The sequence below is a fragment of the Arthrobacter sp. CDRTa11 genome (assembly GCF_026427775.1).
Classification (GTDB): domain Bacteria; phylum Actinomycetota; class Actinomycetes; order Actinomycetales; family Micrococcaceae; genus Arthrobacter.
The window spans coordinates 1,500,636-1,525,650 of the sequence record NZ_CP044532.1; the positions used below are offsets into that span (position 1 = coordinate 1,500,636).

At 65.1% G+C, this 25,015-nt stretch carries 18 protein-coding genes; 11 read left to right on the forward strand and 7 right to left on the reverse strand.

Annotation, left to right across the window (positions count from 1 at the left end; all coding sequences use genetic code 11):
• Positions 1-258: 258 nt before the first annotated feature.
• The 3 genes from F8G81_RS06895 to F8G81_RS06905 are packed head-to-tail and all read left to right on the forward strand — an operon-like array spanning position 259 to position 5,850.
• Complete coding sequence (locus F8G81_RS06895; protein WP_267278260.1) at positions 259-804, forward strand: WhiB family transcriptional regulator; 546 nt, start codon at positions 259-261, stop codon at positions 802-804.
• Between the two features lie 29 nt (positions 805-833).
• Positions 834-4,166 (forward strand): glycosyltransferase family 2 protein, encoded by a 3,333-nt coding sequence (locus tag F8G81_RS06900; protein WP_267278261.1) that lies wholly within the window; start codon positions 834-836, stop codon positions 4,164-4,166.
• Positions 4,159-5,850 (forward strand): DUF5719 family protein, encoded by a 1,692-nt coding sequence (locus tag F8G81_RS06905; protein ID WP_267278262.1) that lies wholly within the window; start codon positions 4,159-4,161, stop codon positions 5,848-5,850. Before F8G81_RS06900 ends, F8G81_RS06905 begins: the two co-directional genes overlap by 8 nt.
• 83 nt (positions 5,851-5,933) lie before the next feature.
• Here the strand turns inward: F8G81_RS06905 and F8G81_RS06910 are convergent, their stop codons facing one another.
• Positions 5,934-6,449 (reverse strand): metallopeptidase family protein, encoded by a 516-nt coding sequence (locus F8G81_RS06910; protein ID WP_267278263.1) that lies wholly within the window; start codon positions 6,447-6,449, stop codon positions 5,934-5,936.
• Between the two features lie 118 nt (positions 6,450-6,567).
• Here F8G81_RS06910 and F8G81_RS06915 point away from each other — a divergent pair, with 118 nt between their 5' ends.
• From F8G81_RS06915 to F8G81_RS06930, 4 genes are all read left to right on the forward strand, one after another.
• Positions 6,568-6,957 carry a DUF3499 domain-containing protein gene (locus tag F8G81_RS06915; RefSeq protein ID WP_267278264.1) on the forward strand — a complete coding sequence of 130 codons (390 nt, stop codon included), beginning with the start codon at positions 6,568-6,570 and terminating at the stop codon, positions 6,955-6,957.
• Between the two features lie 77 nt (positions 6,958-7,034).
• Entirely contained in the window at positions 7,035-7,331 is a 297-nt protein-coding gene (locus tag F8G81_RS06920) for a Trm112 family protein (protein WP_267278265.1), read from the forward strand.
• 72 nt (positions 7,332-7,403) lie between these two features.
• Positions 7,404-8,891, forward strand: a complete 1,488-nt coding sequence (gene ahcY / locus F8G81_RS06925) for an adenosylhomocysteinase (RefSeq protein WP_267278266.1) — start codon at positions 7,404-7,406, stop codon at positions 8,889-8,891.
• 63 nt (positions 8,892-8,954) lie between these two features.
• Positions 8,955-10,193: a L,D-transpeptidase gene (locus F8G81_RS06930; RefSeq protein ID WP_267278267.1), complete on the forward strand. Its 1,239-nt coding sequence runs from the start codon at positions 8,955-8,957 to the stop codon at positions 10,191-10,193.
• Between the two features lie 33 nt (positions 10,194-10,226).
• Here F8G81_RS06930 and F8G81_RS06935 read toward each other — a convergent pair whose 3' ends face one another.
• On the reverse strand, positions 10,227-11,036 hold the full coding sequence (locus F8G81_RS06935) for an RDD family protein (protein ID WP_267278268.1): 810 nt from the start codon (positions 11,034-11,036) through the stop codon (positions 10,227-10,229).
• Positions 11,037-11,117: 81 nt separating this feature from the next.
• Here F8G81_RS06935 and F8G81_RS06940 point away from each other — a divergent pair, with 81 nt between their 5' ends.
• Both F8G81_RS06940 and F8G81_RS06945 read left to right on the forward strand, forming a co-directional pair.
• Complete coding sequence (locus tag F8G81_RS06940; protein ID WP_267278269.1) at positions 11,118-12,110, forward strand: stage II sporulation protein M; 993 nt, start codon at positions 11,118-11,120, stop codon at positions 12,108-12,110.
• A gap of 125 nt (positions 12,111-12,235) precedes the next feature.
• Positions 12,236-13,504, forward strand: a complete 1,269-nt coding sequence (locus F8G81_RS06945) for a TIGR01906 family membrane protein (RefSeq protein WP_267278270.1) — start codon at positions 12,236-12,238, stop codon at positions 13,502-13,504.
• Here the strand turns inward: F8G81_RS06945 and F8G81_RS06950 are convergent.
• The gene (locus F8G81_RS06950) at positions 13,495-15,324 is read right to left on the reverse strand and encodes an AMP-dependent synthetase/ligase (RefSeq protein WP_267278271.1); all 1,830 of its coding nucleotides are present in this window, start codon (positions 15,322-15,324) and stop codon (positions 13,495-13,497) included. The genes F8G81_RS06945 and F8G81_RS06950 overlap by 10 nt on opposite strands.
• Before the next feature lie 65 nt (positions 15,325-15,389).
• On the reverse strand, positions 15,390-17,120 hold the full coding sequence (locus tag F8G81_RS06955) for a dolichyl-phosphate-mannose--protein mannosyltransferase (RefSeq protein ID WP_267278272.1): 1,731 nt from the start codon (positions 17,118-17,120) through the stop codon (positions 15,390-15,392).
• 46 nt (positions 17,121-17,166) lie between these two features.
• Between F8G81_RS06955 and rsmI the strand changes: the two genes are divergently transcribed.
• Positions 17,167-18,105 carry a 16S rRNA (cytidine(1402)-2'-O)-methyltransferase gene (gene rsmI / locus F8G81_RS06960; RefSeq protein ID WP_416377111.1) on the forward strand — a complete coding sequence of 313 codons (939 nt, stop codon included), beginning with the start codon at positions 17,167-17,169 and terminating at the stop codon, positions 18,103-18,105.
• Between the two features lie 196 nt (positions 18,106-18,301).
• A complete protein-coding gene (locus F8G81_RS06965) occupies positions 18,302-19,801 on the forward strand; it encodes an NAD-dependent succinate-semialdehyde dehydrogenase (RefSeq protein WP_267278273.1) in 1,500 nt (499 codons plus the stop codon).
• 55 nt (positions 19,802-19,856) lie between these two features.
• Here F8G81_RS06965 and F8G81_RS06970 read toward each other — a convergent pair whose 3' ends face one another.
• The 3 genes from F8G81_RS06970 to F8G81_RS06980 are packed head-to-tail and all read right to left on the reverse strand — an operon-like array spanning position 19,857 to position 24,964.
• Positions 19,857-22,394, reverse strand: coding sequence for a transglutaminase TgpA family protein (locus tag F8G81_RS06970; RefSeq protein WP_416377112.1), 2,538 nt, complete (start codon positions 22,392-22,394; stop codon positions 19,857-19,859).
• Positions 22,391-23,833 carry a DUF58 domain-containing protein gene (locus F8G81_RS06975; RefSeq protein ID WP_267278274.1) on the reverse strand — a complete coding sequence of 481 codons (1,443 nt, stop codon included), beginning with the start codon at positions 23,831-23,833 and terminating at the stop codon, positions 22,391-22,393. Before F8G81_RS06975 ends, F8G81_RS06970 begins: the two co-directional genes overlap by 4 nt.
• Before the next feature lie 12 nt (positions 23,834-23,845).
• Positions 23,846-24,964, reverse strand: coding sequence for an AAA family ATPase (locus F8G81_RS06980; protein ID WP_267278275.1), 1,119 nt, complete (start codon positions 24,962-24,964; stop codon positions 23,846-23,848).
• Positions 24,965-25,015 lie beyond the last annotated feature (51 nt).

Consider the following 25,015-nt stretch of genomic DNA (forward strand, 5'->3'; position numbering starts at 1 on the left):
CTCCCGGAATTAGGGGGATTTAGCCCTGATTGCCAAATCGGAAACCAGTTCCGGTGCCTGGCCCAGCCGTGTGGCGGAAAATTCCCGGGCGTGGCGTGACCGCGCTTGGCAGCGATTGTTGATTATTATCCCGGCCACAGCTTGACTCACCAGTAGTTACACGCGTGTAATTAGATATCGAGAGCCACTGCGCAAATACCGGCACACAACCGAGTGTCCAAGTATCCAGGCAACGGCTGCAACATCAGGAGGGTCGCATTGGGGCAAGTAGAGCGTATCCATGAAGATGCCGTCGTCGCCGGACAGGCAACGGCAAAATACCGGGCACGGGGCGTGCCGAGTGACTGGTACGTGGATCCTGCGGATCCCGATGCCGCCGAACGGTATAACCAAAACACCAAAGACTCATTGCAGGACCAGGCCACGGCTTTCCTGGCAGCACACGAAGCTCTGCTGGATGGCGGGCATGACCAGGACGAAGACGACCTGGATCCGCCCATGGAACTGCAGACGCATGTCGCCGGAACGTCGTCCCAGCCGGTATGGATCGGATTGCCCTTCCAGCAGGACTTCGCTGACGAAGGCGAGTTGGGGTGGCAGACTGACGCACTGTGTGCCCAAACGGATCCCGAAGCCTTCTTCCCGGAAAAGGGCGGATCAACGCGTGACGCCAAGAAGGTCTGCGGCGCATGCAATGTGCGGTCGCAGTGCCTTGAGTACGCCCTCGCGAACGACGAACGGTTTGGCATTTGGGGTGGCCTTTCCGAGCGCGAGCGCCGGCGCCTGAGGAAGCGGGCAATCTAATTCTCCAGGAAGTACACGTCACTGCCATTGTGGTGTCCCACAATGGCAGTGCCTATCTCCCCAGAACCCTGGCTGCCCTGGCTGACCAGACCCGGCCCGCGGACGCGGTCATCGGCGTTGACACAGGTTCACGCGACGATTCCGTTGGCCTGCTTGAGGCTGCCATGGGCGGAGCCAACATCGTCCAGCGCCCGCACGGCAAGGGCGGCATGGGTGGCGCCGTCAAGGCAGGCCTGGACGCGCTGGCGCCCTGGAGCGGTCAGTCCGAGAGGGCTGCCACGGAATGGATCTGGCTCATCCATGACGACGCCGCACCGGCTCCGGAAGCATTGGCCGAGCTCCTGGGTGCCGTGGAGCGGGCACCCTCAGTCACAGTTGCGGGCTGCAAACAGCTGGACTGGCACGCAGGGCGCCGCCTCATTGATGTGGGGCTGTCCACCAGCGGCTGGGCCGAACGGCTGACGCTCATTGATGCGGACGAACTGGACCAGGGCCAATACAACGGACGCAGCGATACCTTCGCGGTGAATTCAGCCGGCATGCTGGTCCGCCGTGACATCTGGGAACACCTGCAGGGCTTTGACCCCGCGCTGCCGGGCAGCGGCGATGACGTTGACTTCTGCTGGCGAAACCGCCTGGCCGGCCACCGTGTGGTGGTGGTTCCCACGGCACGTATGTTCCACGTAGCCCACAGGCCCCACGCGTTGGGCAACCCGGCCGCGGCCAGGAAGGCCCAGGTCCATCTGCGGCTCAAGCACGCTCCGCTGTGGAAGGTTCCGTTCCATGCCGTAGGCGCGCTGGTGGGCAGCATCTTCAAGCTGGTGCTCAGCATCGCAGTTAAGGATCCGGGGCACGGGTTCTCACAACTGGCCGCTACCTTTGCTGCCCTGGGCCGGCCCGGTGCCGTGGCCAAGGGCAGGCGGGTGGCCGCCAGCACCAGGAGGATCCGGCGATCCGTGATCCGGAAGCTGCAGACACCCCGGCGCGAGGTCTGGAACCACCGCAGATCGCTGATGGAGGCAATTGGCGCTGATGATGCTTCCGGTCAAGGCCTGGGGCAGGACCCCCTTGCCGACCAACCCAGCGGGGACTCTGCCGACGACTTTGCGGCCCTAACCACAACGGAACGTGGCTGGGTGGGCAACGGTGCCCTCGCCGCTGTCCTGATTGCCTCTGTTGCATCCCTCCTGGGGCTGGCGGGCCTATTCCGCGCCGAGGCTGTTTCCGGTGGCGGCCTCATCCCGCTCTCCTCGTCCGTCGGCGAGATCTGGCACCACGCCTCCAGCTGGTGGATCAGCCTGGGTGCAGGACTTCCTGGCAGGGGAGACCCCTTCGGTTACGTGCTGTGGATCCTGGGCCTTCTCGGCGGAGGCGACGCCAACGCCGCCATGGCCTGGCTCCTCCTGCTGGCGGCACCCCTTTCCGCGCTGACAGCATGGTTCGCGTCCGGGGCCCTCACCGCACGGCGCCGCTTCCGTCTGATCGCCGCGCTCTTCTGGGCGGCGGCGCCCGCGCTGCAGGTTTCCCTGAACCAAGGCCGGGTCGGGGCATTCGTGGCGCACCTCATGATTCCCCTGATGGTCCTGGCGCTGCTGCGCGCAACCGGCAGCGCGGTGGGTCATGGACGTTTTCTGCTTCCGTCGCCCGCGGAACGGCGCTTCACCGAGAAGCCACCGGTACGGCCGGGAATCAACGGGATGCCGTCCTGGACGGCTGCCGCGGCCGCGGGCCTGGCAATGGCCGTTGTTTGTGCTTCGGCGCCATCACTGCTGATACCCTCCGCCCTCATCATCGTGCTGTGTGGCCTGCTTCTCGGGCGCCGCGGGCGCACAGTTTGGTGGGCATTGCTGCCTGCCGCCGCCCTGTTCATTCCTTTCGGCCTGTCAACGCTGGACAGGCCGCGGGCCATCCTGGCGGACCCCGGTGTTCCCCTCGGGTTTGATGCTGCCCCGTTGTGGCAGCAGTTGCTGGGGCGGCCGCTGCCCTTCAGCCCTGAGGCCGGCCTGACGGGTCTGCCGTACTTCAGCGGCCAAGCCATTCCCTGGGCGCTCCTGCTCGCTCTGCTGGTGGGTGTTCCGGTGCTGCTCCTGGCCGCCGCTGCGCTGTTCGTCCCCGGCAAAAGGGCAGGAATAGCACGCGCACTCTGGGTATCCGCACTGGTCGCGCTTGCCGGCGGCTGGCTGGCCGGCCATGTTGCCACAGGTGCCAACGCCGACACCCTGGTGACGCCCTTTACCGGCCCCGCCGTTTCGGCCGCAGGATTCGTGCTGCTGGGAGCCGCACTCATTGGAGCGGAACGGTTGCTCGGCTTCGCGGAGATTGCTTCCAATGCCAGCACTCGCCGCAATGTCCTCGTCCGGTCAGCGGTGGCTTTGTCCATGATCATCCTCCTGGCCGGCCCGTTGGCCGGGATGGCCGCATGGTCCGCCCAGAACCTGCTGCGGTCCACGCCCTCAGCCGCCCAGGCGGAAGAAACCGGCCAGGAAGCACTGGGCACCCCCCGGCTCGTGGAATCAGTCAGTCCGCGTACGCTGCCCGCCACCGCCATTGACAGGGGCACCGGGTCCGAGCGGACCCGCACACTGCTGATCAGCACGAAGGTAAACGGCACGTTTGACGCAACCCTGATGCGCGGCGCCGGAACAACACTGGACAGCCTCTCCACCATCGCCGCGGCGCGGGATATTTTGGGCGCTCCGGGAGCTGAAACTGTCCGGGAGGATGATGGGGTCACGTCGATCATCCGAAGCGTGGTTGCCACCATCGTGGCAGGGCAGGGCGTGGACCCCCGGCCTGAGCTGGAACAGCTGGGGATCGGATTTGTGGTCTTGCGGTCAGCGGATACCGCGGCGCAACTGACTGCCAGCCGGATGGATGCAGTCCCGGGCCTCGTCGCGGTTGGGCAGACGGATGTGGGCTGGCTGTGGCGGATCACGCCCCTTAACCAGCCGGTGCTTCAGCCCGCGGACGTTGCCCACCGGGCGCGGATTGTGGACGGAAAGGGCGCTGCGGTTTCGCTGCTCCCGTCCGGATACGACGACGTTGACACGGCAGTCCCGGCAGGGGCGGAGGGGCGGCTGGTGGTCTTGGCCGAGCGCGCTGATCCGGGGTGGAGCGCCTGGCTTGATGGGCGGAAACTCACGTCGACAACATCCGGCTGGGCGCAGGCGTTCACCTTACCGCCGACGGCAGGCCAACTGACCATTCGCTACGACAACCCTTGGTCAGTGTGGTCCGCCATTGGGCAGATCACGGTGATTGGACTTACCGTGATGCTCGCGATCCCCATGCCTGCCCGCCGGCCCAATACCGGCCTTTCGAGGGACGAAGGCTCCTTGCGTAAGGAACACCAAAATGCATGAGTCCACACCGAATGAACCGGGGACAGACGCTGTCCAGGCTGCGCCACCGCCGGCCCATGCCCCCAAAGCGGGAGACCACCCGCAACCTCAGCCGCAACACGGGTCAGCCTCCCGGAGGAAGCCTTCCGCCGGTGTCCTGGTCAGGGTCCTGTCCGCTGTGGCGATTCTTGCGTCCGCGGGCGGACTGGTGACCGCGGCCTCCCTGGCCCCGCAACCCGCCGGTGACCGGACGATTCCGGCGGCGCTGGCGGCTGTTCCCGCCGGCTCAAGCGTTGGGGTGTGCCCCGGGCCCGCCAGGCTTCTTGAAGGTACTGAGGCAGGAACGGATCCGCAGTTCAGCCCCGAATCGGCCACGGCGGCCAGCGCAGTCACGGGGGCGGTCATGAGTGCCGCCGGCGGCGATCTGCCGGACAGCCGGCTCTCGGCGCTGAACGGGACCAACGCGGTCAAGATCGCGAAACAGGCTCCGGCGGGAGCAACGGCGGGCCCGCAGGACCTCCTGGCGGGTGTCGTCCCGGGCCGTGCGGTGGACGACGTCAGCGTGCTGAGCGCCCAGGCGGTGGACAACCAAAAAGCATCGGCGGCTGCACTGGTGAAATACACGGCCACCGATGGGGACCTTCAGGGAGCTGCGGCCGCCAATTGCCAGCAGCCGGCCAACGACCTGTGGCTGGCCGGAGCCAGCACCAAGGTGGGCCGCACCTCGCTGCTGGTGCTCAGCAACGCTTCCACGACGCCGGCCACCGTCAGCCTGGAACTCTATGGCGCCAAAGGCCAGATCCATGCACCGGGAAGCCGCGGCCTGCTGGTGGCCCCCGGCACCACCCGGTCGGTTGTCCTGGCCGGGCTGGCGCCTGGCGAAGGCCAGCTCAGTGTGCACGTCCGCAGTGTGGGAGGCCCCGTCGCCGCCGTCGTCCAACAAAGTGTCCTGCGGGGACTTACCCCCGGTGGTGTGGACTACATTGCGCCGGGGGCTGCCCCCGCCGCCCGACAGGTAATGACCGGGCTGGACATCCAGGATCCCGCCGGAATAGCTGCGATGACAGGGCAAAAAGGCTTCGAGGATGCCGGTCCTGCCTTGCAGCTGACAGTACCGGGGGCTTCGGACGCCGTGGTGGAAGTCAAAATGTTTGGGCGCGACGGCCAGCAGGCGCTTGCGGGTGGAGGCGTGGTCACGGCAAAAGCGGGGGCGGTAACCGAGATTTCGCTCGCGGGAGTTCCGGCGGGACATTACACAGTTTCCGCCAGTTCCGACGTATCGTTTGTGGCTGCGGCGCGTGTAACCCGCGGGGTCAACAGTGAACAGGTGTCCGACGTCGCGTGGTCAGCGTCCGCCAGCCGGCTGGGCAGCCAGCATGTTGTGCCGGTGCCCCCGGGAGGCGGAAGGACTCTGGTCTTCGGGGCCCTGGAGGACCGTGCCACCATTTCCTACTCTGCCATCACGGCTGACGGCACGATTCACGGGGCAGCATCGGCCGACATTGCAGGCGGGACAACAACCTCCATCCAGGTTCCGGAGAAGGTGGAAGAGGCCGTGGTAGTGGGGTACGTGGTGTCAGCTTCCGGCGGTGCTGCGTATGGGGCGCTGCTGCTTCAGCAGGAGGGCCGCGACGACATCTCCACGCTGGCCCTCACGCCCGCAGCGTCAGGACAGGAGAAAGTCCCGGTCACACTGGGTTACTGAGATCGTTTAGGCAGATGGGTTCCTGAAGCTGTCTGGTTTCTGACGCTGTCCTGGGCAGCCCAAGGGCCGCGTGGCCCGGCCGGTCAGTAACGTCGCCGGTAAACGGGGTCCAGGGTCTCCGGTGCCACGCCCAGCATCTCGGCGGTGTGTTCCACCACAACATCGTGGACCAGGTCCTGAAGCTCCTCCCGGCTGGCGCACCCCTGCTCCACCACCCTGCGGTACAGCGTGATGACGGGTCCTTCCTCGGAGGTTGCCGGGGTGTAGGAGCCCATCGGCGGCGGAGCGGAGTCCGCTACAAGCCGCTCAAGCTGCGGGGGAATCTCGTCCACGGCAAACCGCACGCCGTCGAGGGTCTTGCCCCAGATGTCGTGGAGCCGCTGCGCGGAGTCCAGCACCATGTCGTCAAAGCGGTCGGACCGTGTCCGGTAACCGGGATGGGTGGGCAGCATCAGTTCCCCGCGCAGGCCGCGGCCGTGCCGGTTCCGGCGGCGCATCGCGAAGCTCCTGCCCAAGGGGCCCGAACCGGTACCTTCACTGCTGGCACCCGGGTCAGCCAACCGGACCGTAAAAGCTGAATCATGGTTCGATGACTGCATACATTGACTCTAAACCCGGCGGAAGATTTACGCGACACAATCGGTCCCAAGGCAGCAGGCGCGGCGTACTGGCGGCAATACGGCAAACCAGCGTGCAGACGGAGTAGTCTGGGATGTCGTGGGAGCTATCCGTGAATGTTCAAGGTCAGCGTGCCGTCAATCGGCGGTGGCTACTCTGACGTACGTCTATGCAGATTCCACCGCTGTACTGGGTCCGCTGGCCACCTACGCTGAGCCGCATTGTTACGATTTGTGCGAGCAGCACGCGGGCTCACTGACCGTGCCGCGGGGGTGGGAAGTCCTCCGTCTGGCGATGCCAAACACGCCGCAGCAGCCCGGACCGGACGACCTGCTGGCTCTTGCCAATGCTGTGCGGGAGGCCGCGGCCCTTCCGCCGCAGGCTCAGCCGGCCCAGGCCCACCGCTCGATCCATTCAACCCTGGAAGCCCCAGCCCGGACGGACGGCGCCCGCCGCGGCCATCTCCGTGTGCTGCGTGAACCTTCCTGACGCCGTTCTGGCGGTAGGCTGGAAGCTGCACATCAGCCAGCCACCGGCGCAATCGCGCCCGTCAGGGAGCTTCACCCATGCCAAAGATCCGTCCTGAACTGTTGTCCGTCCTGCGGTGTCCTGTTACGGGATCTCCATTGGTCCAGGAGGGCGAAGAACTCGTCTCGACGGCGGCGGGGGAGTCCGGCGTGAAGCTGCGCTACACGATCGAGGACGGGATACCCCTGCTCCTGCCGCCGGAGCTGCTGCAGGCAGCAAAGGCAGCCGGTTCAGATGAACACGACGCTGCTGAGCACGACGCAGTGGAGCGCTACCCCGTTGAGTATTACCAGGCCGGGCATGACCCCGCCGCCGGCGCAGCCCCCACTTCCTGATCACCCCCATCACACGAGTGACGCCCGACGCTTCAAGGCTGTCGCGTCCATCGGACAGAGCTAAGGATTCCCATGACTTTTGATTACAAGGTTGCCGACATTTCGCTGGCTGAGGCCGGCCGCCACCAGATCCGCCTGGCCGAACATGAGATGCCTGGCCTGATGTCGCTCCGTGAGGAGTTCGGCCCCACCCAGCCGCTTAAAGGTGCCCGCATCGCCGGTTCGCTCCACATGACGGTGCAGACTGCCGTCCTGATCGAAACGCTCACGGCGCTGGGCGCCGAGGTCCGCTGGGCCTCCTGCAACATCTTCTCCACCCAGGACGATGCAGCCGCCGCGGTTGTGGTGGGCGCCGGAACCACTGAGGACCCGCAGGGTGTGCCTGTTTTCGCCTGGAAGGGCGAGACCCTCGAGGAGTACTGGTGGACGGCGGAGCAGATCCTTACCTGGCCGGGCGCGGACAGCAACCCGGAACTGGGCCCCAACATGATCCTGGACGACGGCGGCGATGCCACCATGCTGGTCCACAAGGGTGTTGAATTTGAAGCCGCCGGCGCCGTTCCGGTGACCGATGAAGCAGACTCCGAAGAGTATGCGATCTTCCTGGAGGTACTGCGGGCATCCATCCGGCAGGACCCCCGGAAGTGGACCCGCACGGCGCAGTCCATCAAGGGCGTCAGCGAGGAAACAACCACGGGTGTCCACCGTCTCTACCAGCTGGCGGAGCAGGGCAAACTCCTCTTCCCTGCCATCAACGTCAACGACTCCGTGACCAAGAGCAAGTTCGACAACAAGTACGGGATCCGCCATTCCCTGCCTGATGGCCTCAACCGCGCCACTGACGTCCTGATGGGCGGAAAAGTGGCTGTTGTCTGCGGCTACGGGGATGTTGGCAAGGGCGCAGCAGAGGCACTTCGCGGCCAGGGATCCCGCGTTATTGTCACCGAGATCGACCCCATCTGTGCCCTTCAGGCCGCGATGGACGGATACCAGGTGGCCAAGCTGGAGTCCGTGCTTGCCCAGGGCGACATCTTCATCACCACCACAGGCAACAAGGACGTCATCATGGCCGAGCACATGGCGGGCATGAAGAACAAGGCGATAGTGGGCAACATCGGCCACTTCGACAACGAGATCGATATGGCCGGCCTGGCCAGGATTCCCGGCATCAAGAAGGTGGAAATCAAGCCCCAGGTCCACGAGTGGGTCTTTGCTGGCGACGCCGCCGAGGGTTCGGCAGCGCGGTCCATCATTGTTCTCTCCGAGGGCCGGCTCCTGAACCTCGGAAACGCGACAGGGCACCCGTCGTTCGTGATGAGCAACTCCTTCGCCAACCAGACCATTGCGCAGATCGAACTGTGGACCAAAAAGGACCAGTCCGATGACCAGCGCGAGTATGAGAACCAGGTCTATGTCCTGCCGAAAATCCTGGACGAAAAGGTGGCCCGGCTGCACCTTGCTGCGCTGGGTGTCGAACTGACGGAGCTGTCCAAGGAACAGGCCGAATACCTGGACCTGGACGTGGCCGGACCGTACAAGCCCGAGCACTATCGTTACTGAGGTGTGACTCCCCGGGTGCCTACCGCTCCCGGGGCTGTTACCTCCAAGCATTAAGATCGGTCTATGGAGCCTGAAGTTAAGCCGCGCGCCCGGGGAACGGCCAAGAAGATCCTCCTGGTGGCTGCCGTCTGCGTCCTCGCGGCCACCGGCGGCGTTTTCGCCGCCGTCGCGCCTGGTTTCGCCCCCGGGACCTTGGAGTCGGAGGCGGCTTCAGCCATGCGGTCAGCCCCCGGGCTGGCGTCGCCGGTGGTTCCGCCGCTGAAGCTGGACAGTTCGCCTGCCGATGGCGCGAGGCAAGTCAACCCCGCCACTCCCGTTTCACTCAAGGTGAGCAACGGCAAGATTGAGCGGGTGTCCCTGACCAGCACTGCCGGCGAGGCGATCGAAGGTACGTTCGGCGCGGACGAAAGCAGCTGGACCGCGCCCGGGCCGCTGAAATTCAATACCGACTACAGCTACACCTATGTGGTTACTGACGGTGCCGGGCGCGAAACCAGCACCACGCACTCTTTCAGCACTGTTGCCAGCACCCACGAAGCGGATGCCGCCGTCTATCCGCTCGACGGCATGAAAGTAGGAGTGGGCCAGCCCCTCCAGATCATCTTCAGTGAGCCGGTACTCAACAAGGACGCCGTGGAAAAGGCCATCAAGGTCACCTCCAGCGCGGGCCAGACCGGCGCCTTCCATTGGTTCAGCGACACCATGGTCCGCTACCGTCCCGAGGCTTTTTGGACCGCCAATTCCACCATCACCATGGATATGCAGCTCTTTGGGGTTGACCTCGGGAACGGCCAAATCGCCAACTTCAATAAGAAGGTCAACGTTGCCATCGGCGATAAGCGGGTGGCCATAGCCGACGCCGCAGCCCACACCTTCACGTTGAGCATTAACGACCAGGTGGTTAAGACCCTGCCTGTCAGCATGGGCGACGAACGCTTCCCGTCGGCCCGTGGCTACGCGGTGCTGATGGAAAAGAACCGCTATGACCACTTCAGGGCGGCCAGCATCGGCCTCAAGCCCGGCGACCCCGCCTACTACGGCGAAGTGGACGTTGAGTACGCCATCCGGCTCACCCTGAGCGGTGCCTACATCCACCAGGCCCTGGAATCGGCTTTCCCGTACATCGGCAACAAAAACGTCTCGCACGGCTGCATCGGATTCGCTCCCGACGGCGCTGCCTGGGTCTTTGGCGCCATGACCACCGGCGACGTGGTGCAGATCGTGAACACGGAGGGTGACTACGCTGCCCATGATGACGGCTACGGGGACTGGAACATCCCCTGGGCAGAGTACGACAACTAGTACCCGAGCTGCCCTGCAGGCTGTGGCTACCGGCTAAGGATTCCAGGAGCTGAAAGGCAGGCGGTCCAGCCGTTCGCCGACTTTCGAGTTGCGACGGCGGGCGTGCTGAAGCTTTGTCAATTCGCGGTTACGGCGTTCGGCGATCACAGCAGCAAGATAGTCCCCTGCAGTGGTTCCGGGCGGCGGAGCAGGGGCCACGTGGGCTGCCAATTCGGTCGCGATCGAGGCGGCCATGCCGTTCCTTGAAAGCGGAGACATCAGAGCCGCCTGCCGGATGAATTGCGTGGCCTGCCGGGCCGTCGCATCAGGGATCCGTCCGATGTCAGCCACCGAGGCCCATGCCTTCAAATGCGGGGGAACGAAAACCCGGACTGCCCCCTCAACCGGTACCCGGGTCCGCAAGGCGTAGGTTCCCGCCATGATGTCACCCAGGCGCCTGGACTTGTCGTTGAACAGGGCCACAGCGATAGCCAGCCCGCCGAGGGTGAGGTAAATTTCCAGGAAGCCAGCCAGGCCCCGAATCAGGGCATGACGAAAACGGATGGCGCCTCCGTCATCACGGACAATCCTCAGCCCCGCGGCCAGTTTCCCCAGCGAAAGCCCGCGGCTCAAGGTTTCCAAACCAACCGGGACAATGACGAAGCAAAAGACCACGCTGACAAGGATCAGCATGCGCATCGCCGCCTCATCAAGTTCGGGCCCGGCAGCCGCAACGCCAATCAGGATGACGATCAGCAGCACCACGTTGAACACGAAATCCAGCAGCAGACCCAGGCCACGGGCCGCGAAAGACCCGGGGCGCAGTTCCAGGACAACGGCCTCGCCCGTGACTATAGAACTCAATGCAGGATCCCCGTTCCTCGCGTCTCATCTTGTGGACGGTCACAGTCTAGTTGTATTGTCCACGGACGCTAGGCTGGTGCCGTGGACATGGATGCCTTCTCCGCTGTTAATGGGGACAAATGGTCGAGACTGCATGAACTCGCCTTTAAGCGGCGGCTTACCGGGGAGGAAGCAGACGAACTGCTCCGCCTCTACCAGGCCACGTCCGCGCATCTTTCCCTGATCAGGTCACTTGCCCCCGAAAGCGGCCTGTCCGCATCCCTGTCTGCGACGCTGGCCCAGGCGAGAACAAGGTTCACGGGGGCGCGGTCGAATTTTATGGCAGACCTCGCCCGGTTTTTTGTGGTTGCGCTGCCCGCCGCGCTGTACCGCATCACGTGGCTGACCCTGGCCTGCGGTGCCGCGTTCATCCTCATCGGCGGTGCCTACGCGCTGTGGATCGGAAGTTCACCCGAGGCCTTGCGGTCATTGGCCTCCGATTCCGCCCTCAAGCAGTACGTGGAGGAGGATTTCATTGACTACTACTCCGAAAATCCGGCGGCATCCTTTGCGGGCCTGGTGTGGACCAACAACGCATGGATCAGTGCGCAGGCCGTCGCCCTCGGCATCACCGGAATCTGGGTGCCGATGATCCTGTTCAGCAATGCCCAGGGCGTGGGAATCGCCGCCGGGATCTTCGCTGCCGCAGGAAAGTCCGATGTTTTCTACAGCTACATCCTGCCGCACGGGCTGATGGAGCTGACGGCGGTGTTTATAGCCTGCGCGGCGGGCCTGCGCATCTTCTGGGCCATGGTTTCCCCTGGCCCGCGTACCCGGGGCCGCGCCGTGGCAGAGGAAGGCAGGTCCTTGGTGACAGTAGCCCTTGGGCTGGTCCTGGTCCTCTTCGTGTCCGGCCTTGTGGAAGGGTTCGTTACTCCCAGTCCGCTGCCCGTTTGGGCCAAGCTCGCGATTGGTTCAGCGGTGCTTGGAGCCTACTGGCTGTACGTTCTGGTGTGGGGCAGGCGGGCGTATCTGTCCGGCGCCCGGGGAGACCTCAGTGCGGACGAGGGCGGATACACCGAAATAGCTGCGTGAATCCGGAGCCCTTCCGGGGTGGCATCTCGCCCTCCCGGAGGCGCGGACGGTAGGCTCGTGAGCAGAAACATGGTGCTGCCCGGACCAGAGCGGGCGGCGCGAACCCCAACGGAAGTGACGCTGCAGTGAACGACAAAACCCCTGCCAAACGCACGGAGCCGCAGCCGGATCCCGTACTGGACACCAGCGGGGACTCGGACGAGCCCGCATTTGAATGGATGAAGGCTTCAGAACCCGGCACCCCGGCTGCCAGCACTCCGGCATCCGGCAGGCAGGGCGCAGGCAGCACGGCCGCACAAGGTGCGGCTGCGCAGAGTGCAGTACAGGGGCAGAGTGCTGTGCAGGGTGGGGACAGCACGGCAGCGCAGGGTGCGGGAGCCGGGGATGTGCCCGGCCGACCGGGAGCAACACGGGGCGTTCGTTCCGGGCCCGCAGCAGCACCACAGGCCGAAAGCCGGGCTGATCGCAAAGCAGCGGAAGCCGCCGTCGAACCTTCCGCCGGGCAGGCTGCCGGTACCCAACCTGCCGGTACCCAACGTACCGTCAACCCGGCCGGAAAAGGCCAGGACTCGCTGTTCAGCGAACCGCTCCCTACGTCCGCCCTCCAGGTCCGTCCTCCGCAGGAGGAAGTTGAGCGGCGCAACGCCGAGCGGGAAAGCGCGGCGAACGCCAAGCCGGTGCTTCCGCGCGTGATGCAAGTGCTGCTGGCTGTCTTCTATCCCATCATCCTGCTGGTGCTGGCGGTCCGGGCAGTGACCAGCCCGCTGTTTCTTTGGGTGGAGTACAACCGTCCGGGGTTCCCCGGTGACGGCTACGGCTTCAGCACTGACGACAGGATGACTTACGGGTCGTATGCCGTTGACTACCTGAGTAACTGGGCTGCACCGCGGTACCTGGGCGAACTGGTCAACAGGAGCGGCGAAAGGCTGTTCAAAGAGGGCGAAGTCAGCCACATGGCGGATGTAAAGCTCGTGATTCTTTCCACTTTTGGTGCCGGCGCGCTGCTGGTAATTCTGAGTATCATCGCCATTGCCTACCTTCGCCGCCGCAGCACCGGGGGAGTGCGCAGGGGGCTGTTTGCGGGCTCCATCGTAGCCTTGGTCATCATTTTGGGCCTGGGTGCCCTGGCCGTGCTCGGCTGGCAACAGTTCTTCACGGAGTTCCACCGGATCTTCTTCGCCAGCGGGTCGTGGACCTTCGCCCTCGAAGACACCCTGATCAGGCTGTTCCCGGGCCAGTTCTGGATCGACGCCGGTATCACCATCGCTGCGCTGATCCTTCTTGCTGCGCTGGTAACACTGATCCTGACATGGCCCACCCGCCGCCGGCGCGGTCTCGCCAAGGCCGGGCGGACAGACACGGAGCCGTCAGCCGTAACAGCGGATCAGCCGTAAAGCCTGGCGATCTCGCCTTCAAAATCGCGGACGACGGCGGCCCTCCTGAGTTTGAGGGAGGGCGTCAGGTGGCCGGATTCAAGGGTAAACTGCGCCGTCAGCACCGAGAAGCTGCGGACTGATTCCGCCTTGGATACGAGGGCGTTTGCGCTGTTTACGGCGTCCTGGATGGCTGCACGGACCTTGGGGTCCGCGGCAGCGTCGGCCAGCGTCAGGGCGGGCAGTTTGTGCTCCCTGCACCAGCTTTCCAGCCCGTCCGGATCAAGGGTGACAAGGGCGGAAACAAACGGTTTTCCGTCTCCCACCACCACCGCATGGCTGACCAGCGAATGCTCGCGGATTTTTTCCTCGAGCGGCCCGGGCGCCACATTCTTGCCACCAGCGGTTACCAGGAGGTCCTTCTTGCGTCCCGTGACGGTCAGGAAGCCTTCGGCGTCAAGCTCGCCGAGGTCCCCCGTGCGGAAGAAGCCGTTCACGAAAGCCTTAGCGTTGGCGGCTTCGTTGGCGTGATATCCCCTGAAGACGCCGATGCCCTTCACCAGTATCTCGCCATCCTCGGCGACGCGGATGGTGGTGCCCGGAACGGGGATGCCCACGCTGCCCACCCTGGTGCGGGTGGGCGTATTTACTGTGCAGGGCGCCGTGGTCTCCGTCAGCCCGTAGCCCTCAAGCACAGGGATGCCGGCACCGCGGAAGAAGTGTGCGTCGTCCTGGTGCAGGGGACTGGCACCTGAAACGGTGTAGTGAACCTGGCCGCCGAGCGCCTGGCGGAGCTTGGGATACACCAGCCTGTCGAACACTGCATGCCGGACACGGGAAAGGACGCCCGGCCCGGCGCCCTCGCCACGGGCGGCCAGGTCCTGTTCCCTTGAGTACTGGACCGCCGCGGACGACGCGGAGCCGAAGGCTCCGGCCCTGCCTGCCGCCGCGGCCTGGCGGGCAGAGCCGGCGCGCATCTTTTCGAAGACGCGCGGAACCACCAGGAGGAAGGTGGGTTTGAACGTTTGCACATCCTCCAGCAACTGTGCGGCGCTGGCGGTGTGGCCCAGCGTCGTTCCAGCGCTGAGGCACACCACCTGGACTGCGCGCGCCAAGACGTGGGCCAGGGGAAGGAACATCAGTGTCCTGGCATGGTCCTGCCTCAGCAGCTCGGGGAGGAAAGCGACCATGTTGACGGCGACCAGGGCGAAGTTGCCATGCGTGATCTCGCATCCCTTGGGCTTGCCGGTGGTTCCGGAGGTGTACACCAGGGACGCGACATCATCCAGCCCTGCCGCAGAGCGGTGCCGTTCAAGTTCCGCGTCCGTGACTCCCGTGCCGGCAGCAGCAAGGCTGGCGAGATTGGGGGCTTCGCCGTCGTCATCCATCCTGACGACGTTCACCAGCCGGTCTTTCAGAAAGGCGGACGTATCCAGGATGTGCCGGACCAGCTCTACTTTTTCGTTGTCCTCGGCAAACACCCGGCGCGCTCCGGAGTCGTGGAGTATCCACTCCACCTGGCCGGGCGATGACGTTTCATACACGGGGACGGTCACGCCTCCTGCGAACCAGATGGCGAAGTCCACCAGCGTCCACTCATAGCGCGTTGCTGACATGACGGCTACGGTGTCGCCCGGCTCCAGGCCCCCGGCGATGAGCCCCTTCGCGAGTGCGCTCACATCCTGAAGGAACTTCTGAGCCGGTATGTCGGTCCACCCGTTGGACCCCCGCCGGGCATAGAGCGCATGCATCGGATTGGTGGCGCCCTGCTCCACCAGGAGATCTGTCACGTTGCTGTCCGGGGGGAGCTCAACCAGCAGTTCCGTACTTGCTTCTCTCACCGGGTCTCCGTTCCGCGGCATCACCGCGGAGCGGCTCAATCGTCAGGGTCTGATGCAATCCTGCCCTAGATCCAGGACGGCATCCACATTCTGAACCGCCAGTCCTGGTAGGGGATGATTTCGGCGGCCCACACCGGATAGAAGAAGGCCGAAAGCAGGATCACGCAGGCCAGGAAGAGCGTCACCAGGTAGAGCCCGGCGCGCCGGCGCCAGGGCGGATCACCGGCCCGGCCCAGGACGAGGCCCAGGCAGTAGACAAGGGCCAGCACCAGGAACGGTTCAAAGGAGACCGCGTAGAAGTAGAACATGGTGCGCTCCGGATACAGGAACCACGGCAGGTAGCCGGCGCCAACGGCAGCCAGCACCGCTCCCGCCCGCCAGTCCCTTCGGCCGACCCACCAGAACAGGAGCACCACCAGGGAGACGGTGGCACCCCACCAGACCAGGGGATTTCCCACCGAGAGGATCGCCGAGGTGCAATTGGCGACATCGCATCCCGGGGTGCCCTGCTGGGGCGACTCATAAAAGAATGAGGTTGGCCTGCCCATCACCAGCCAGCTCCAGGCACTTGCCTCATAGGGGTGCTCGGAGCCCAGGCCCTGGTGGAAGTTGTACGCCTCAAGGTGATAGTGGGCCAGGGACCGCACCCAGCCTGGCAGCCATCCCCACTCCGCCGACGGATTGTCGTCCGCCCAGCGGCGAAAGTAGGCGTCGTTGGAGCGGATCCAGCCTGTCCAACCGGCGACGTATACCAGGGCGGCCACGGGGACGATGCTGAGGAATGCGGGCACCCCATCCTTGATGATGCCGCCGCTGAACCAGCCCCGCACACCCGCGATACGCCTGGCGCTGAGGTCCCACAGGACGGAGAGCAGGCCGAATCCCGCGAGGAAGAACAGGCCTGACCATTTTGTCCCTACGGCCAGGCCCAGGCATACCCCGGCAGCAACCCGCCACCACCTGACACCGAGCCAGGGGCCCGCCAGCAGCTGTTTGGCCGAGGGCCGGCCATCCCTGGCGTTGCCGGCCAGGTTGGCCAATTTTCGGGCGAGGCGGCGGCGGCCGTCATCCCGGTCCATCAGCAACGCTCCAAAGGCTGCCAGGATCCAGAACATCAAAAAGATATCGAGCAGCGATGTCCGTGACATCACGAGGTGATGGCCATCCACCGCAAGAAGCAGGCCCGCAGCAGCTGACAGGGGAAGGGAATGGAACAGCTTTTGCGCAATGAGGGTGAGCAGCAGAATCGAAAGGGTGCCGGTCAGCGCAGCAGCGAAGCGCCAGCCGAATGGGTTGTCCGAACCGAAAAGCCACATGCCGCCGGCGACCATCCATTTGCCCACCGGGGGATGCACCACGTATTCGGGAGTTTCCAGGAGGATGTTCGGATTCCCGGCGTTAAAGGAGTCGTTGGCTTTGTCCGGCCAGTTCCGTTCGTAGCCGCTCATCAGGTACGAATAGGCGTCCTTGACGTAGTACGTCTCGTCAAAGACCAGGCTGTGTGGTCTGTCCAATCGGACAAAACGGAGGACTCCGCCAATGACCGAAGTGAGCAACGGGACCAGCCAAAACCACAGTCGTAGGGAGGGCGGATAGTCGCGCCACCCCAGGACACTCCCGACCAACCGTTCCTGCAAAGCCTCCGCAGTGAATGCCGCCGCCGGGCGCCTTATCCAGGGGCGGCCGGCAACGCGGCCGCCTTGGGCGGCACGTTCGGTGGAACCTGGTTTGGAGGCCTCCGGGGCGGCTCGGCCGGCCTCGGCAGGCAGCGTGGAGGTCTGCGTCACCTGCCCCATGCTACCTTTTGCAGGTGCTGCGGCCTGCCAGCAGTAGGCTGGTGGCGTGGACCCTAACCCCAGCACAGTTGCCGATACCAGCACCATTGAGTCTCCCGGCCAGTCAGAACCTGCCCTTTTGGAATCCAGTTCCCCGGGGCCGGTGGCTGCAGGTCCAGGCAGGGTAGTGCTGGCAGCTACACCCATTGGAAACACCGGGGATGCCTCGGCCCGCCTGATCGGGTTGCTGGCGACGGCGGATATTGTTGCCGCGGAGGACACCCGGCGCCTGCACCGGCTGGTCCAGAGCCTCGGTGTCACCGTGGGCGGCCGCATCATCAGCTACCACGAGCACAACGAGGCAACAAAAACAGCCGAACTCCTGGATCAGGTGAAGGCCGGAAAAACCCTGGTTATGGTCACCGACGCCGGCATGCCGTCCGTTTCGGACCCCGGCTTTCGTCTGGTGGAAGGCGCCGTGGCTGCCGGTCTCACGGTGACCGCCATCCCCGGTCCGTCCGCCGTCCTGACGGCGCTTGCCCTGTCCGGGCTGCCAACGGACAGGTTTTGTTTTGAAGGTTTCCTTCCCCGGAAAGCAGGTGAACGGGCCACCCGCCTTGCCGACCTCGCCGCCGAACAGCGGACCATGGTGTTTTTCGAGGCTCCGCACCGCCTCGAATCAATGCTGCGGGCGTTGCGCGAGCGTTTCGGTTCCGACCGGCGGATCGCTGTCTGCCGCGAACTGACCAAAACCTACGAGGAAGTGATCCGCGGGTCCGTTGGCGAACTCCTTTTGTGGGCGGAGGGCAATGAAGTGCGCGGTGAGATTGCGGTTGTGCTCGCCGGGGCACCTGACCAGGCGCCGGGCACTCCCGAGGATTATGTGGAGGCTGTCAACGAACTCGTGGCGCGGGGCATCCGGCTCAAGGAGGCGGTGGCTGCTGTGGCGGAAGACGTCCGGGTGAGTAAGAGGGAGCTTTACTCGGCGGTCCTCGCGGCACGCTGAGGCGTTTCCGGGACGCTCTGGAATGAGGAAAAAAGCACTGTGCAGGTGCACAGCAGGCAGTGGATTCAGTAGTGCGTCCAGGCGTAGACCCCTCAGGAGGCGCAGCAGTAGTCTGACAGTTAATCAGCCACGCGGACGGGCCTTGCCGGCTTCCTGCGCGCAGGCTGCAAACAACCTTACTGACGAGGGAGTCATCGTGACTGTCACTGCACCGCCAGCTGTTACCTCAAAGCGCGAGAGCGAGTTGCTGGCCTCTGTTCCCACTGGCCTGCTCATCAATGGTGAATGGCGGCCCGCCGCTTCCGGGAAGACTTTCAACGTGGAGGATCCTGCCACCGGCAAGGTCCTGTTGAGCATTGCCGACGCCGGTCCCGAGGACGGCAGGGCAGCCCTGGATGCTGCCGCTGCCGCGCAGGAATCCTGGGCGAAGGTTCCGCCACGTGAACGCGGCGAGATCCTCCGCCGCGCCTTTGACCTGGTCACCGAACGCGCCGAGGATTTCGCGTTGCTGATGACCATGGAGATGGGCAAGCCGCTGGCCGAGGCCCGCGGCGAGGTCACCTATGGTTCCGAATTCCTGCGCTGGTTCTCCGAGGAAGCCGTCCGGGCCTTCGGCCGCTATTCGGTCTCCCCGGACGGAAAGTCCCGGCTGCTGGTCACCAAGAAGCCCGTGGGCCCCTGCCTGCTGATCACGCCGTGGAACTTCCCGCTGGCCATGGCCACCCGCAAGATCGCCCCGGCCGTCGCCGCCGGCTGCACCATGGTCCTTAAGTCCGCGAACCTCACCCCGCTGACCTCCCAGCTGTTCGCCGCGGTCATGCAGGAGGCTGGACTGCCGGCCGGTGTCCTGAACGTCATCCCCACCTCCACGGCCGGTGCCACCACCGGTCCGCTGATCAAGGACCAGCGCCTCCGGAAGCTGTCCTTTACCGGCTCCACCGAAGTGGGCCGCCGCCTGCTCGCCGACGCCTCGGAAACCGTGCTGCGTACCTCCATGGAACTGGGTGGCAACGCACCGTTCGTAGTCTTCGAGGACGCCGACCTGGATGCCGCCGTCGCCGGGGCCATGCTGGCAAAGCTGCGGAACATGGGCGAGGCCTGCACAGCGGCCAACCGCTTCATCGTCCACGAATCCGTGGCCGAGGAGTTCGCCGAGAAGTTCGCCGCAAAAATGGCGGAGATGACCACCGCCCGCGGCACCGAAGCCGAGTCCAAGGTGGGCCCGCTGATCGATGCCAAGAGCCGGGACAAGGTCCACGAACTGGTCTCTGACGCCGTGGCCTCGGGGGCGCGGGCTGTCCTGGGCGGCGCACCTGTGGAGGGGCCGGGCTACTTCTACCAGCCCACCATCCTCACCGGTGTCACCGAGGGCTCCCGGATCCTGTCCGAGGAGATCTTCGGACCCGTGGCCCCGATCACCACCTTCGGCACCGAGGCCGAAGCCGTCCGGCTGGCCAACAACACCGAATACGGCCTGGTTGCCTACGTCTTCACCAAGGACCTGAACCGCGGCATCCGGATGGGCGAGAAGCTTGAAACCGGCATGCTGGGCCTTAACGCCGGCGTAATCTCCAACGCAGCCGCACCCTTTGGCGGTGTCAAGCAGTCCGGCCTGGGCCGCGAAGGCGGCCTCGAAGGGATCGAGGAATACCTCTACACCCAGTACATCGGCATCGCCGACCCCTACGCCGGCTGACCAAAGGAAGGCAAGGACCCGTACCCGCCCGGCGCAGTCCGGGCGGGGGAGGGCATTAGCCCTCGCGCAAACGCCGCAAGCCGTCGCGTGCTCTCATCCACGAGTGCGCGGCGGCTTTCGCCGTCCATTGGACCAGGCTTCCTATTGCTTTGAAAGGCGCACCGAGCATGCGCCCGAGTTGTCCGAGGATCGACGGCGGCAGCCAGTCGGCCCGCAGGCGCCGGGACCGCCGGGCATTTGCGCGCAGGGAATGTTGAACGGCGGCAATGCGGTGAGCAGTGGATGCCGTCCTGCCGCCGTGGCCCGCCGAGGACTGGCGGGCCGCGGTTGCTGCCGGTCCACTCGCCGTCTCCGGTGAAGTTTCCGGCTGCGGGCGCCCATACCTGCTGCGTTCGAAATCGGCCGTGAGCGACATAACAGCCTGATGAGCGGCTTCGTCCATTCCGCCGGCCTCGCCTATCAGGGAGGAATTGCGAAGCCGGGCCGCGTATGCCCGGGGCGTTTCACTCGGGTGCGGGGACAAACCGTAATCCGTGCCCAGGTCAAGGAGCTCCGACCAGGCCGGAGGAACGGCGTCGGCAGTGGTGCCCGTACTCCTCAAACGCCCCGCCCGTACGCCCATCCGGATCAGTCGGGGGGACGCTGCCACCAGCAAGAGGCCAAGGCCCCCGGCACTCCAGAGCAGCCAGGGAAGGAAGTCCGTTCCACCGGCGGCGCCGCCGCCGGCGCCCGGGGCGGGCAGCGGGGTGGTACTTGGGGTGGGAGCCGGAACGGGGGCGTTGGATGCAAGGAGATCGTCATTGCTGTCCAGGCTGTCGGCGCCGGGGGTGAAGGTTTCCGCTGCATACGGCGGAGGCACACCGCGGGAAGGGGTGGGTTCAAACGGGACCCAGCCGAGGCCCTGAAAATATAGTTCGGGCCAAGCATGGGCGTCCCGGGCGTCCACTTCAAACTCTGGCAACGCGCCTACCCCGACAACGGACACGGTGGCCCCCGTCAGCCTGCCCGGCGCATAGCCCACCGCAATGCGGCTGGGGATGCCTTCAAGCCGGGCCATCACGGCCATGGCTGAGGCATAGTGAACGCAGTACCCGCTTTTCTGGGACAGGAAATCAGCCAGAACCGAGAGTCCGTTTCCGTCGTAGCCGCCTTGGACGGGGGACTGCAGCGAATACGTGAACTCAGCCGAGCGGAGGTACTTCTGGATAGCCATCGCCTTGGCGTAGGCGGTATCGCTGGAACCCGTCACGGAATCCGCCGTTGTCCTCACAATGTCAGGAACGTTGCCGGGAACCCTCGTGAAGTCATCCGATATTCCCTGGACTTGACCTGATGACTGATCCAGCGCCTGGGCCGTCAGCTTTGGTACCGAGGAGGTCACAATATATTGCTGACTTCGGGAATTTGTATCGTCGCCTTTGATGCTGAGGGTGGAAGGATCCCAGGTCCAGCGGCCGCTAAGCCCGCGGATTGATTCTGGTGCATAGGGCACCGGAAGGTACGGGCTCGTAAAGCTGCCGGTATCCACTGCCGTGACCTGCCGGAGCTGTTCGTCGGCAAGGATCTCGTACCCGGTTTCAAGCTCGTCCCTTACAGGCCGCCGGGACCAGTCCCTGTCGTCCGGGCCCCAGGAGTCGCCGTCGAAATTGTCCACAGTTACTGAGCGAAGGTACATCGGTGCCGTGGCGTTGGTGGCGTAGGTGATCCGCCCGCTGCCGCTGGGACTGCGCAGGCTGTTGCCGAGGGTGATCATGGGATTCAGGCCCGTGGACGTACCCCACGGGTTCACTCGGGAGCCCTGCGGAAAAGTCCCCTGGTCAAAACCCGGTATGGCGAAGGGAACCAGGATGGTGGCAACAAGCGCAGCAGTCCCCGTCAGCGCGGCCCTTTTGAACTGCCCTGGGTTACGTGCAGTGTCAGCGGCTATCCGGGCATCAGGGGCGAACCATTGACTGCAGGCAAGAATCAGCAGGTAGCCGGCCACAGTGGCGAGGAAGCCCAAAATCCCCACGCTCTGCGGTTTCACCATCGCCGGAACAACCAGGATCGCAAGGAGTCCCAGCCCTGTGGTGGCCGGCATGCCCAAGGGGACAGCAAGGGCGTCGATGAGGATGACCGTCAGCCCCAGGACGGCGCACGTGACCATCACAATCCCGGCGTTGGGAGCTACCGGGGCACTCTCGGCCAGCACCGTCTCGCTGGCACGGCGGATGAAACGGTTGAGTTCCGACATGGTGTTCCCGGACGGGATAAAGCCGGCGATGCTGGAACCGCGGAAGAACGTAAAAGTCAGGATGCCGCCAAGTGCCGCGAAGCCGCCGGCAGTAACCACCAGTGGCTGGGCTTTGAGGGCGCGCAGGGCAGCCAGGGTCATGCACACCACAAAGACCGTGGTCAGCACGGGCGGATACCAGGCCCAGCCCCTAAGGACGCCATTGAGCGAGAGCGCGGCGCCCGCCACCGAAAAGCCCACCGCCCCCGCCATCGCCCAGGGGTAGGCTCCCACCCGGCTACGATCGGCAGACCCTCCTCGTGCAGGGGGAGGGGCAGTTGGTTCGTGCCGTGCTGTGCTCCGTTCCGGTGCAATCGTCACCGTGCCACCCCCGCACCGCGCCGGACATCTGCAGCAGCAGCGTCCAGTTCTGCTCCGCCAAGGTCAAAGTACCTCCACGCCGTGGCCGCCGAAACCGACGGAGCCACCGCGGCGGCACGCCAGCCGCCCTGCCGCAGCGCCTCCAGGACGTCGTCGAATTCTGCGGGCCGCTCGGCAACAATGAGGGCGAAGGCGTTGGCTCCGTATCCGGCAGCGGGCGCCAGTGCTGTGGCTTCTGCCAGGGAGATCCGGCCCAGGACCGCGATGAGCGGGCCACGCATGCGGTGGGCCGACAGCTTGTCCATGAGGTGGTCATCAAAGGCTGCGGGGCCGGAATCCTGTGAGCTACCGTGGTTGCGTCCCGAAACAGCCTCCGTCTTGCGGCCGGAGTCCCGGCGGCCGTGGTGGGGTCCGGAGAGCTGGATGGCCGCGAGGCTTTCGGCAATGGACTGCAGGCCGCCTATGCCGCTGAACTCTTCGGTATCCGGTTCCGGCGCCGACGGCGAGCGGAGGAAGCCGGGATCACCCTTGACGTCAAGCACCCGAAGGGCATAGTTGCGTTCAGCCAGGTGCGCGCTGACCGACATGGCCATCACCACGGCCCACTCGAAGGTGTCGCTGCTGGCCATCTCGTGGCCCTCCGCCGAGGCGTTCCCGCCGAAGCCGGCACCACCGCTGCCGGAGAAGGCCACATGCCGCTGGTCCAGGATGATGGTGGCCTCCGGAGTGGTCACCGACTCCTCCTGCCGCACCATCAGGGCGCCGTGCCGGGCCGTAGCCGGCCAGTGCACCCGGCGCATGGGGTCGCCGTGGCGGTATTCCCTGGTCATCACGTCATCGTCGCTGGGATTTGCGCGGGTCCGCGTGGCGGTGACGCCGTCGTTGCCCCGTGCACCGGCGAGCCCGGTGACGGGAAGTTCGACGGCGGCCGGCGTGACGGTGAGGATATCGCCGTCGTCAATGGCCTGCCGGTGCAGGGAGAGGCCAAACGGGTCGGTGAACTCAGCGGTAACGGGTCCGATGCGGAACTGGCCCCGGTGGGCCGATCGGAGATGGTATTCATACCTGCTGGTTCCGCCGGTGGCCGAGCGTGCCGGGAAGTGGAACGCCGGAGACTCTCCGAACCTGTGGGGAAGCCGCTCCTCCATGATGGCGCGTCCGGTGCCCAGCCCGGTCCGCCCCACTGCCAGCCGGACGGTGGTGGGGGCGGAAGTTTCCACCGGCGAAGGATTGAACTCGCGGTAAACCTGGAAACGAGGTTTGACAAGCCTGATCCCGGCGAGGGATACCAACGGCAGGACAATCAGCAGGACACTCAGGCTCAGGAGGTCGCGCCGTCCCATAATCTGCGCTGACAGCAGGGAAACAGCGCCGGCAGCCAAAAGCCCCCAGCCGCGCTGGCTGAAGAGATGCCGGGGCAGCCGGTCCAGAATCGCCATGGTTCTACCTGCCTAATGATTCCTGCGTGACCCGGAAGCCGAAGGAGTGCCGGTTGCAGTGCGGCCCGGGGCATCCGCCAGGTCCTGGTTCACCGGAAGCCTGGCCAGAATCCCCCGGATGACGCTGTGCGGGGTCTCTCCGGCACTGGCAGCCTTGCGGTCCAGGATGATCCGATGGGCCAGCACGGATTCAGCGACGTTGACAACATCGTCAGGGAGCACAAAGTCCCGTCCGTCCAGAGCGGCTGTGGCCTTCGCGGCCCGCAGCAGCTGCAGCATGGACCGGGGGCTGGCGCCCAGGCGAAGCAGCGGGCTCTCCCGGGTAGTTCTGCCCACAGACACCGTATATTCCTTGACGGCCTGGGATACGTAGACCTGTTGAACCGATGCAATCATCGCCGCGACGTCCGCCGCGGTGACCACTGCTGAGACCTTTGCCAGCGGCGACGTTGCCTGGTGGGTCTCGAGCATTTCGATTTCCGAATCCTTGTCCGGATAGCCCATGGAAATGCGGGCCATAAAACGGTCACGCTGGGCCTCGGGGAGCGGGTAGGTGCCTTCCATTTCGATGGGATTCTGGGTGGCCACCACCATAAAGGGCTCATCCAGCTTGTAGGAGTGGCCATCCACCGTGACCTGGTGTTCTTCCATGCACTCGAGCAGGGCGGACTGGGTCTTCGCCGAGGCGCGGTTGATCTCGTCGCCAATGACGATGTTGGCGAAGACCGCGCCGGGGCGGAATTCGAACAGCCGGGAAGACTGGTTGTAGATCGAAACACCTGTCACGTCGGACGGCAGGAGATCGGGAGTGAACTGGATGCGGCTGACCGTGCAGTCGATGGTCCGCGCCAGGGTTTTTGCCAGCAGCGTCTTGCCCACGCCCGGCACGTCTTCCAGGAGCAGATGCCCCTGCGCAAGCAGGACCGTCAGGGCCAGCTTGGCTGCCTCCGACTTCCCGTCAATCACCGTATTGATGGCGTCCAGGATCCGCTGGCTGGCCACATGGAAGGATGCTGCGTCCATGGGCGCCGTCTTGTGCCCGTTCATGTGGGTGACAGGTTCAGTGACCCCGGCGAAATTCCGGACGGCAGGGGAAATTTCATTGACGGCGGTGCGTCGGTGGGGTTCCATCGGCAACCTTTCAGCCCGGGTATCACCTGGGACGGGTCAGCAAGCCTGCCT

Excerpts from the sequence above, each read along its gene's own strand:
- F8G81_RS06980 (WP_267278275.1), bottom strand. The coding sequence starts at position 24,964 with ATGGAACCCCACCGACGCACCGCCGTCAATGAAATTTCCCCTGCCGTC.
- F8G81_RS06920 (WP_267278265.1), top strand. The coding sequence starts at position 7,035 with ATGCCAAAGATCCGTCCTGAACTGTTGTCCGTCCTGCGGTGTCCTGTT.
- ahcY (WP_267278266.1), top strand. The coding sequence starts at position 7,404 with ATGACTTTTGATTACAAGGTTGCCGACATTTCGCTGGCTGAGGCCGGC.
- F8G81_RS06955 (WP_267278272.1), bottom strand. The coding sequence starts at position 17,120 with ATGGGGCAGGTGACGCAGACCTCCACGCTGCCTGCCGAGGCCGGCCGA.
- F8G81_RS06975 (WP_267278274.1), bottom strand. The coding sequence starts at position 23,833 with ATGGCGATTCTGGACCGGCTGCCCCGGCATCTCTTCAGCCAGCGCGGC.
- F8G81_RS06930 (WP_267278267.1), top strand. The coding sequence starts at position 8,955 with ATGGAGCCTGAAGTTAAGCCGCGCGCCCGGGGAACGGCCAAGAAGATC.
- F8G81_RS06910 (WP_267278263.1), bottom strand. The coding sequence starts at position 6,449 with ATGCAGTCATCGAACCATGATTCAGCTTTTACGGTCCGGTTGGCTGAC.
- F8G81_RS06905 (WP_267278262.1), top strand. The coding sequence starts at position 4,159 with ATGCATGAGTCCACACCGAATGAACCGGGGACAGACGCTGTCCAGGCT.